Source organism: Novosphingobium sp. PASSN1, assembly GCF_002278815.1.
Window position 1 is genome coordinate 1 of sequence record NZ_NKIS01000026.1, and the last position, 10,000, is coordinate 10,000.

Annotated in this window: 9 protein-coding genes; 5 read left to right on the forward strand and 4 right to left on the reverse strand. The window is 62.8% G+C overall.

The features are described from left to right. A partial coding sequence (locus CFE35_RS21965; protein WP_292933978.1) for an SDR family NAD(P)-dependent oxidoreductase occupies positions 1 to 655 on the reverse strand: 655 nt, incomplete at its 3' end. A 26-nt stretch (positions 656 to 681) separates the two neighbouring features. Further along, the gene (locus CFE35_RS21970; protein ID WP_292933979.1) at positions 682 to 1,854 is read right to left on the reverse strand and encodes an acetyl-CoA C-acetyltransferase; all 1,173 of its coding nucleotides are present in this window, start codon (positions 1,852 to 1,854) and stop codon (positions 682 to 684) included. Between the two features lie 340 nt (positions 1,855 to 2,194). Between CFE35_RS21970 and CFE35_RS21975 the strand changes: the two genes are divergently transcribed. Together CFE35_RS21975 and CFE35_RS21980 are read left to right on the forward strand one after the other, a co-directional pair. Beyond that, positions 2,195 to 2,833: a hypothetical protein gene (locus tag CFE35_RS21975; RefSeq protein WP_292933980.1), complete on the forward strand. Its 639-nt coding sequence runs from the start codon at positions 2,195 to 2,197 to the stop codon at positions 2,831 to 2,833. Then, positions 2,826 to 3,833 carry a nucleotidyltransferase domain-containing protein gene (locus CFE35_RS21980; RefSeq protein WP_292933981.1) on the forward strand — a complete coding sequence of 336 codons (1,008 nt, stop codon included), beginning with the start codon at positions 2,826 to 2,828 and terminating at the stop codon, positions 3,831 to 3,833. The genes CFE35_RS21975 and CFE35_RS21980 overlap by 8 nt, the downstream gene beginning before the upstream one ends. Positions 3,834 to 3,874: 41 nt before the next feature. On the opposite strand, the gene CFE35_RS21985 is transcribed toward CFE35_RS21980, so the two are convergent. Further along, positions 3,875 to 4,831 (reverse strand): acyl-CoA dehydrogenase family protein, encoded by a 957-nt coding sequence (locus CFE35_RS21985; RefSeq protein WP_292933982.1) that lies wholly within the window; start codon positions 4,829 to 4,831, stop codon positions 3,875 to 3,877. Beyond that, on the reverse strand, positions 4,831 to 5,970 hold the full coding sequence (locus CFE35_RS21990) for an acyl-CoA dehydrogenase family protein (protein WP_292933983.1): 1,140 nt from the start codon (positions 5,968 to 5,970) through the stop codon (positions 4,831 to 4,833). The genes CFE35_RS21985 and CFE35_RS21990 overlap by 1 nt, the downstream gene beginning before the upstream one ends. An 88-nt stretch (positions 5,971 to 6,058) precedes the next feature. Here CFE35_RS21990 and CFE35_RS21995 point away from each other — a divergent pair, with 88 nt between their 5' ends. The 3 genes from CFE35_RS21995 (at position 6,059) to CFE35_RS22005 (ending at position 9,967) form a co-directional block, all read left to right on the forward strand. Further along, the gene (locus CFE35_RS21995) at positions 6,059 to 6,865 is read left to right on the forward strand and encodes an enoyl-CoA hydratase-related protein (RefSeq protein ID WP_292933984.1); all 807 of its coding nucleotides are present in this window, start codon (positions 6,059 to 6,061) and stop codon (positions 6,863 to 6,865) included. 1 nt (position 6,866) lies between these two features. Further along, positions 6,867 to 7,748: a thiamine-phosphate kinase gene (gene thiL / locus CFE35_RS22000; protein WP_292933985.1), complete on the forward strand. Its 882-nt coding sequence runs from the start codon at positions 6,867 to 6,869 to the stop codon at positions 7,746 to 7,748. Positions 7,749 to 7,861: 113 nt separating this feature from the next. Further along, positions 7,862 to 9,967 carry a sodium-translocating pyrophosphatase gene (locus tag CFE35_RS22005; RefSeq protein ID WP_292933986.1) on the forward strand — a complete coding sequence of 702 codons (2,106 nt, stop codon included), beginning with the start codon at positions 7,862 to 7,864 and terminating at the stop codon, positions 9,965 to 9,967. Positions 9,968 to 10,000: the final 33 nt, after the last annotated feature.

Below are 10,000 nucleotides of genomic sequence, written 5' to 3' on the forward strand. Positions count from 1 at the left end.
CCGTCGCACCCAGCGCATCGCGCACGTTCTGCGGCGCGCCGGCGAGCAGCGGGGTATCAAAAATGCCCGGCAGGATCGTGTTGACGCGGATGTTCTCGCTGGCGAGGTCACGCGCGATGGGGAGCGTCATGCCGACAACGCCGCCCTTTGAGGCGGAGTAAGCAGCCTGACCCATCTGGCCGTCTTCAGCGGCGACCGATGCGGTGTTGACGATGGCGCCACGCTCACCGTCTTCCATGGCGGGCAGCGACATCATGCCGGCAGCCGACTTGGCGATGCAGCGGAAAGTGCCGACCAGGTTGACCTGAATGACGTAATCGTTGTCCGAATGCGGGAAGTGCTTGATCGAGCCGTCTTCCTTGGAACGGCTGGCGGTCTTGATCGCATTGCCGATCCCGGCGCAGTTCACGAGGATACGCTCCTGCCCGTGGGCGGCGCGGGCCTTGGCGAAACCGGCGTCGACATCAGCGTCACTGGTGACGTTGACGAGGCAGAACACGCCGCCAAGTTCGGCAGCGAGGGCTTCGCCCTTCTCCGCGTTCATGTCGAAGATCGCGACCTTGGCGCCCTTGGCAGCCAGCGCACGCGCGGTGGCTGCGCCGAGGCCCGAGGCACCGCCAGTGACGACAGCGGGGGTATTGGCAGAAACTTCCATTGTATTTCCTCTCGGATTGTAGAGACTTAGAGAGCCTCGATGATGGTCACGTTGGCAACGCCGCCGCCTTCGCACATCGTCTGCAAGCCGTATTTCTTGCCCCGGGCACGCAAGCCGTGAACCAGCGTGGACATCAGCTTAGTGCCCGAAGCGCCGAGCGGGTGCCCCAGCGCAATCGCGCCGCCGTTGACGTTGAGCTTCTCCGGGTCCGCGCCGGTGTGCTTCAGCCAGGCCATCGGCACCGAAGCGAACGCCTCGTTCACTTCATAGAGGTCGATATCGCCGATCTTCATCCCCGCCCGCTGCAGCGCGCGGTCGGTGGCGAAGAGCGGTTCTTCCAGCATGATCACCGGATCGCCCGCCGTCACGGTCAGGTTGTGGATGCGCGCCAGCGGGGTGAGGCCGTGCGCCTTGAGCGCCGCTTCCGAAACGATCAGCGCCGCGCTCGCGCCATCGCAGATCTGGCTGGAGCTGGCCGCCGTCAGCAGACCATCGGGCGAGAGCAGCTTCACGCCCGCGATGGATTCCAGCGTGGCGTCAAAGCGGATGCCTTCGTCTACCGTATGCATCGCCGGGCCGTCCGCCGTCTCGATGGCAATCGGCACGATCTCGCCGCCAAACGCGCCCGCGTTGGTCGCCGCAATCGCCTTGAGGTGGCTGTTATAGGCGAAGGCATCGAGCTGATCCTTGGTGAAGCCGTGCTTCTTCACGATCATTTCCGCGCCCATGAACTGCGAGAACATCAGCCCCGGATACTTCTCTTCCAGCCCCGGCGACTTGTAGTTGCCCAGCCCCTCTTTCATGTGAAAGATCGCGGTGGAGCCCATCGGCACGCGGGTCATGCTCTCCACGCCCGCCGCGATCACGATATCCTGCGTGCCCGACATCACCGCCTGCGCGGCAAACTGGATCGCCTGCTGCGAGGAGCCGCACTGGCGGTCAATCGTCACGGCCGGGACCGAATCCGGCAGCAGCCGCGCAGCGAGGACGGCATTGCGCCCCACCTGCCCCGCCTGCTGCCCGCCCTGCGACACGCAGCCCATGATCACGTCTTCAACCTTGGACGGATCGATCCCCGTCCGCGCGACAATGGCATCCAATGTCGCCGCCGAAAGATCGACCGGATGAACCCCCGCCAACCGCCCATTCCGCCGCCCGCCAGCGGTCCGCACTGCATCAACGATATAGGCTACAGCCATGGCTCTCGACTCCCGTATGCGTTCGTTTAACTGAACGATTAAGGGGGCTGGGGGGGGGGGGCAAGGGCGGCGGGTAGAGTGGGAACTTCCAATTCCAATAGGAAGCATAAGTACCCCCAACGCTGGCCATCCGGCGCTTCGATGTTGGACCTTGCTATAACCATTTACAATCATTTGGGAGGCGTCACCTTGGCTCGATAGATGCCCAACCGGTGAGCTTCACCTGTGGTTTCTATGGTTGAGCACGATGGGTTTATCGTCCACTGCAATGTGATGATCTCTTCACGCCTGCCGACTCAAACTTCCTCGCCCCAACCTTGCTACCTAGCGGGAGCAAGCCGTGCGGTGTAACAAGCCACTCGATGTTGTCGTGGGATATCCGGACGCCGCACCCAAAGGGTACGACGTCTATTTTTCCGCAGATGTCGAGACTGATGGCCCTATTCCCGGTCCATTCTCGATGCTGTCATTTGGCTTGGTGTATGCAGGCGCTTTCGACGGTACCACATTCTACCGTCCGCCCGCTTACGTCGACCGATTCTACGTCGAACTCTGCCCAATTTCTGATTCGTTCGAACGTGAAGCTCTCGCGGTAAATGGACTCGACCGCACTGCGCTCCTCGAACGGGGAGCTAACCCTGCTGTCGCGATGACCGAGGCGGCAGATTGGGTGCGGCAACGCGCCGGCATCGGTTCACCGGTTATAGTAGCATATCCACTAAGCTTCGACTGGATGTGGCTTTATTGGTATTTCATGCGCTTTTCGGCGACCGGATCGCCGTTTGCGCATTCGAGGGGCTTTGACATAAAGACAGCTCTATCAATCAAGCTTGGTCGCATGATTAGCAAGTCTGGTCGGTCACGTATCCCAGAAGCTGTTCGATCAAGCTTTCCACACACCCACAATGCTCTTGACGATGCCACTGAGCAGGCAGAAATATTTGCCAACGTTTTCGCAATGGAAGAAATTCATGAGTAATTTGTATCTTTTCACGGCTCGGGTGGCCGCTCGGGAACGCTTGGATAAAATCATTTCGGACTTGAAGGATACGGACGCGCAATTTGGTAACAGAGCGTGCGTCTATGCCACCGGATCTTTCGGTCGGCTTGAAGCTGGCCCCGATAGCGATCTTGATCTCTTTATCATTACCGACAGCAGAGCTGATGATCCTGAAAAATCACAACTAAGCGCAGTTGATGAAATAAAGATCAAAAGCAAAATTATTGAAACTGCTGAGAAAAATGATCTAGCCAAATTTGATGGAGGCGGCCGCTTTCTTACATCTCATTTAATGGAATCGTTCGTAGAGTGGCTCGGTTCTAACGAGGATGACTTCCGTAACACTCTAACCGGCCGAATGCTGATGCTCCTTGAGAGCAAGCCGCTTGTCGGATCTCAAGTGTACGAGAAGACTATTAATCTCGTGATTTGCAAATATTTTCGTGATTACAATGGCCACGAAGAAACATTTACTCCGGCATTTTTATTCAACGACATTATTAGGATGTGGAGAACTTTTTGTGTTAATTATGAATTTTATAGAAAAGACGGAGATTCACGGTACAAAATAAAGAATCTGAAGTTAAAATTCAGCCGAATGTTAACTTGTTATTCTGGAATTATATATTTATTGGCGATATTTGCGCGCGATGGACGAGTGCAGCCGAACGACCTAAAAGCAACGATCGCCATCAGCCCGACTGAGCGGCTTGAAGCGATTGCGGCCGTAGATTTTGGCTTCGACGAGCGAGTCATCTCTGAACTTCAGCAACATGTTCAGAGCGCCCTAACATGTTATTCGGAGTTCTTAGAATTAACGCACAAGGGAGCAAAGAAAGCACTCAAGGAGTACAACGCCGAGGAAATGAAATGGCGAGAAAAATCTTACGCATTCGGCCGCTCTCTTTCGAAAATAATTGATTGCCTCGGCTCAGTATCTGAAAGATCTGACGGCCTTCGAAGGCTCATATTGATTTAGACGTACTACTGCTGCTTTTAACAGCGCAGCCCCCGCCCCCCTCACCCCACCAACCGGTCCGTCCGCGCCGCCATCTCGCGCCACAGGCCATGCCCGCCCAGCCCCGCCACGCGCTTGCCCAGCCGCTCTGCCCAGAAGGCATCGCCGCCGAATTCGCTGCGCCAGCCCATCAGGCGGCGGGTCAGGTGGTTGAGGGCGTATTCGATGGTGAAGCCGATGGCGCCGTGCATCCGGTGTGCAATGGGCACGGCGCGGTCCACGGCGATGCCCATGCGCAGCTTGGCCGCCGCGATCTCGAAGCTGGCGTGCCCGTAATCCAGCGCCGCCGCGCAGGCTGCGGCTGAGGCATCGACGGCTGCGGCTTCCTCGGAAAACTCCGCCATCGCCTGCTGCACCGCCTGGAACTTCGCCAGCGCGCGGCCGAACTGGACGCGGGTGTTCACGTGATCGATGGCGAGCGTGAACGCCGCCTCCAGCGCGCCCGAGGCTTGCGCCACGCGGGCAAATGCACCCAGCGCCAGCAGATCGATATCGCACGCGGCGCTTTCCGCTGCCGCACCGGTGAAGGTCACGGCATCCCACGGCTCACCGGCGGGCGAAAGACCTTCGTCGAACGAGCAGGCATCGGCGTGGTAGAGCGAGAGCGTGCCGCCATCCACATGCACCACCGCCGCAGCATGGCGGCCATAAGGCACACGGGCTCCGGGCGCGGCGATGGAAATCAGGCCCTCTGGCGCGGCAATCCCCGCCTTCGCCAGCAAGTAATGCGCGATCACCGGCTCGGCCAGCGGCGCGGCCAGCGCGTTGAGGCCAGCAAGGCGCAGCACGGCGAGCACATCGCCCCAGTCCCCGCCAAAGCCGCCCGCATCCTCGGGCACCAGCAGCGTGGAGAAGCCCGCCTCGGCCACTTGCGGCCAGGCTTCGGCAAAGGGCTTGCCGGAAAGATCGGCGAACAGGCCAGCGGCCATATCGGTGAGCAGAGTACGATTGTCGCTCATCAGCGCAGCCCCAGTCCCTTGGCAATAATTCCGCGCAGCACTTCCGGCGTGCCGCCGCGCAGCGAGAAGCTCGGGCTCGCCACCAGAACCCACGACAGCAGGCGCGAAAGGTCGCTCTTGCCGGCAAGATCAGCGTCAACCGCGGCCTGCACCGCGCGCGGCAGGGCCTGCTCGTAGGCGTTGCCCAGATCCTTGACGATGGCCGCCTCGACCACCGGGTCCTCGCCCGCCGCCAGCTTGGCGATGGTGGACATCGACATCTGCCGCAGTGTCCACATCTCCGCCGTAAGCCGCCCGATCAGCTGCGCAGTCGGCGCGTCCGGCTCCGGCCCCACCGCGTCGATCAGCGCGACGAGCAGCATGTGGCTGGAGAGATAGCGCTCCGGCCCCGAGCGTTCGAGCGCGAGTTCGGCGACGACCTGCTGCCAGCCATTGCCTTCGGTGCCGACCAGCGCGTCATGCGGGAGGAGGACGTCCTCGAAGAAGATCTCGTTGAAGTGGTGCGTGCCCGTCATGTCGATGATCGGGCGGATGGTGATCCCCGGCGTATCAAGGTCGATCATCATCTGCGAAAGGCCGGTGTGGCGCTCGCTGCCTTCCTCGGTGCGCAGCAGGGTGAGCGCGGCGTGGCTCTTGTGCGCGCCGCTGGTCCACACCTTCTGGCCATTGATCCGCCAGCCCTCGTTGGTCTTCTTGGCGGAGGTGCGCACGCTGGCGAGGTCCGATCCCGAGCCGGGCTCGGACAGGCCGATGCAGGCGTAGACCTCACCGCGCGCCATGCCGGGGAGGTACTTCTCGCGCTGCGCTTCGGTGCCATAACGCAGCAGGAGCGGACCGGTCTGGCGGTCGGCAATCCAGTGCAGACCCGCAGGCGCGCCCGCCGCGAGCAGCTCTTCCAGCACGACATAGCGTTCGAGCAGGGTGCGCTCTTGCCCGCCATATTGCTTGGGCCAGGTCATCCCCAGCAGCCCGGCCTGGCCGAGCGCCTTGGAAAATTCCTGATCGAAACTGAACCAGCAATTGGCGCGGTGCTCGACCGGCCAGGTGGCTTCATGCTTCGCCACCAGATCACGAACCTGCTGGCGCAGCGCGGGAATATCGCCCTCGGGGCGAAACGGATGGAGCGGGAATATTTGCATCGCTGCCGTCACTATGGCAGCGCGCGGGCCATCGCAATCGCAAGATTGCTAGTGTCACAGCCCAGAGGGGCAATTCGGGAGAGCTGCCATGACCACCCCATTCCTGCACGAAGAGCGCCGCGGGCGCATCGCCATCCTCACCATGGACCGCGCGGAATCGATGAACGCCATCGGCACGCTGGAAGATTGCGACAACATCGTCGACACCTTCTTCCGCCTCGGCAATGATCGCTCGGTCAGCGCCATCGTGCTGACGGGCGCAGGCCGCGCCTTCTGCACTGGCGGCAACATCAAGGGCATTCGTGATCGCAAGGGCATCGGCCCGCTCGACCAGCCCGATTCGACCGCAACCAACTATCGCCGCGGCGTGCAGCGCGCCACGCGCGCCATGCTCGATTGCGACGTGCCGATGATCGCGGCGATCAACGGCCACGCCATCGGCCTCGGGCTAGATCTCGCCTGCGTGTGCGACATGCGCGTGGCGGCAGACAGCGCGAAGATGGCCGCCAGCTTCATCAAGGTCGGCATCATCCCCGGCGATGGCGGCGCGTGGACCTTGCAGAAGCTGATCGGCTATCCGCTGGCGGCAGAGCTGTTCCTCACTGGGCGCACCTTCGATGCGGCTTATGCCAAGTCCATCGGCCTCGTCGGCGATGTCGTGCCCACTGAGAGCCTGATGGACAAGGCCATGGCGCTCGCCGAGGAAGTCGCGGCCAACAGCCCCCGCGCACTGCGCCTGACCAAGCGCCTGCTGCGCGAAGCCCAGCATGGCCGCGCGGGCGACGTGCTCGAACTGTCCGCCGCGTTCCAGGCGCTGGTGCACGAAACGGCCGATCACAAGGAAGCGGTGAACGCACTCCTCGAAAAGCGCGCGCCGGTCTTCACCGGGGACTGACATGTCATCGGGCGAGACCGCCTTCATCGCCGCGCTGCGGGGGCTTGCCTCGCATCCGGCGGCGCGCGGCCTTGCCGATGATTGCGCGGTGCTGGAGGTGGGCGGCGAAACGCTCGTCCTCACGCATGACATGATGGTGGAGGGCGTCCACTGGCTGGCGGGGCAGGATCCGGCAGACGTGGCATGGAAGCTCCTCGCCACCAACCTGTCGGACCTTGCCGCCAAGGGCGCCGAGCCAATCGGGGTGCTGCTGGGATACACTCTGGCGCAGGACAACACCCGCTTTGCGCAAGGCCTTGGCGAAGCGCTGGCGCACTTCGGCGTACCGTTGCTCGGCGGGGACACGGTGCGCAGCCCCGCCGCGCAGACCGTAGGCCTCACCGCCCTTGGCCGCGCCACCTATCGCCCCGTGCCGAACCGCAGCGGCGCGCAGGCGGGGGACAGCGTCTGGATCACCGGCCCTGTCGGTGCGGCGATGCTGGGGTTCGAGGCTCTGTCAGCGGGCGATACCGCCGCCGACACTTCCGCCTACCGCCGCCCCATGCCCCGCCTTGCCGAAGGCCGCGCACTGGCCCCGCTGGTCACCGCGATGATGGACGTCTCGGACGGCCTGCTGCTCGATGCCGCCCGCATGGCACAGGCCAGCGCGGTGACCATCGCGCTCGATCCCGCAGCCATACCCCTTCCCGCCAGCCTGCCGCCGCACCGCGCGCGTGAGGCAATGGCCTGGGGTGACGATTACGAACTGCTGTTCACGCTCCCCCTCCGCGCTGCGCCGCCCTGCCCCGCACACCAGATCGGCGCTGTCCTGCCTGCTGGCCAGTCCACCCTCCTTGTTGGTGGAGCGCCGCCAGAAGGCCCCCTCGGCTACGAGCATTACTGAAAAATCGCACGCAAAGGCTTGCGACATGCAAATTATGCACTAGCCTCTCGTCCCGACCCGCAAACGACGGGGACCGGCTGAAACTGCAGCCGGTAAATAAGGGGGTGTCTGAAGTGAGTCTCACCATAATCGCCATTGTCTTCGGGCTCGTGGCCGTCGTGTACGGCTTCGTGACCAGCAGCCAAGTGCTCGGCGCACCGGCTGGTAACGCAAAAATGCAGGAAATCGCCGCCGCCATTCAGGAAGGCGCGCAAGCCTACCTGAAGCGCCAATATACCACTATCGCCATCGTCGGCGTCATCATGGCCGTCATCGTCGCCGCCGCGCTCGGCCCGATCTCGGCAGCCGGTTTCGTCATCGGCGCGGTGCTTTCGGGCGTCGCCGGTTTCATCGGCATGAACATCTCGGTCAAGGCCAACGTCCGCACCGCTGCCGCTGCGCAGACGGGCCTGCAGGCCGGCCTCACGCTGGCGTTCCGCGCGGGCGCAATCACCGGCATGCTCGTGGCGGGCCTTGCACTCCTCGCGATTGCGGGTTTGTTCTGGTATCTCACCGGTCCCGGCGGCTACAGCGTCGGCGGTGAGGATCGCACCGTCGTCCTCGCCCTCACCGGCCTTGCCTTCGGCGCCTCGCTCATCTCGATCTTCGCGCGCCTCGGCGGCGGCATCTTCACCAAGGCGGCAGACGTCGGTGCCGATCTCGTCGGCAAGGTCGAAGCCGGAATCCCGGAAGATGACCCACGCAACCCCGCCGTGATCGCAGACAACGTAGGTGACAACGTCGGCGATTGCGCCGGTATGGCCGCAGACTTGTTCGAGACCTATGTCGTCACCGTCGGCGCGACGATGATCCTCACCGCGCTCCTCCTCAAGAACGCGCCCAACCTGCTCGATCTCATGGCGATGCCACTGCTGATCGGCGGCGTGTGCATCGTCACCTCGATCATCGGCACGTATTTCGTCCGTCTGGGCAGCAGCAACAACATCATGGGCGCGATGTACAAGGGCTTCCTTGTCACCGCAGTGCTCTCCATCCCCGCCATCTGGTGGGCCATCAGCCACTCGCTGGGCGGCAATATGGAAGCGCCGATCGCGGATCAGGCCTACAGCGGCCGGATTCTGTTCTACTGCGCCTTCCTCGGTCTCGTCATCACCGGCGTGATCATCTGGATCACGGAATACTACACCGGCACCAACTACCGTCCGGTCCGCTCGATCGCCAAGGCTTCGGAAACCGGCCACGGCACCAACGTGATCCAGGGCCTCGCCATCAGCCTTGAAGCGACCGCGCTGCCCACGCTCGTGATCTGCGCGGGCATCATCATCGCCTTCAAACTCGCCGGTCTCATGGGCATCGCCTATGCCGCCACCGCGATGCTGGCGCTGGCCGGCATGGTCGTCGCGCTCGACGCTTATGGTCCCGTCACCGACAACGCCGGCGGCATTGCCGAAATGGCAGGCCTCGACGACTCGGTCCGCGAGAAGACCGACGCACTCGATGCGGTGGGCAACACCACCAAGGCCGTCACCAAGGGCTATGCCATCGGCTCGGCGGGTCTCGCCGCGCTGGTGCTCTTCGCAACATACACGACCGACCTCCGGGAGTTCTTCCCCGATCTCAACGTGTCGTTCAGCCTTGAAAACCCCTACGTCATCGTCGGCCTCCTGCTCGGCGCGCTCCTGCCCTATCTCTTCGGAGCCATGGGCATGACCGCAGTGGGCCGCGCCGCCGGAGACGTGGTGAAGGACGTGCGCGATCAGTTCCGCGAAAACCCCGGCATCATGACTTACGATGTGAAGCCGGATTACGCGCGCACCGTCGATCTCGTCACCAAGGCGGCGATCAAGGAAATGATCATCCCGTCGTTGCTGCCGGTGCTCGCACCGATCGTGGTGTACTTCGTGATCACTGCTGTCGGCGGCCAAGAAAACGGCTTCGCCGCCCTCGGCGCGCTGCTCCTCGGCGTGATCGTCTCGGGCCTGTTCGTTGCCATCTCGATGACCTCGGGCGGCGGCGCATGGGATAATGCCAAGAAGTACATCGAAGACGGCAACCACGGCGGCAAGGGCAGCGAAGCCCACAAGGCTGCCGTCACGGGTGATACCGTCGGCGATCCCTACAAGGACACCGCCGGCCCCGCCGTGAACCCGATGATCAAGATCACCAACATCGTCGCGCTGCTGCTCCTCGCAGCTTTGGCGGCGCAAGCGGGGCATTGATCGCCTGAACGAAAAAGCCCTCTCCCTATCAGG

Coding starts and splice junctions, on each gene's coding strand:
- CFE35_RS21970 (WP_292933979.1), bottom strand. CDS start 1,854: ATGGCTGTAGCCTATATCGTTGATGCAGTGCGGACCGCTGGCGGGCGG.
- CFE35_RS21980 (WP_292933981.1), top strand. CDS start 2,826: ATGAGTAATTTGTATCTTTTCACGGCTCGGGTGGCCGCTCGGGAACGC.
- CFE35_RS21985 (WP_292933982.1), bottom strand. CDS start 4,831: ATGAGCGACAATCGTACTCTGCTCACCGATATGGCCGCTGGCCTGTTC.
- CFE35_RS21990 (WP_292933983.1), bottom strand. CDS start 5,970: ATGCAAATATTCCCGCTCCATCCGTTTCGCCCCGAGGGCGATATTCCC.
- CFE35_RS21995 (WP_292933984.1), top strand. CDS start 6,059: ATGACCACCCCATTCCTGCACGAAGAGCGCCGCGGGCGCATCGCCATC.
- thiL (WP_292933985.1), top strand. CDS start 6,867: ATGTCATCGGGCGAGACCGCCTTCATCGCCGCGCTGCGGGGGCTTGCC.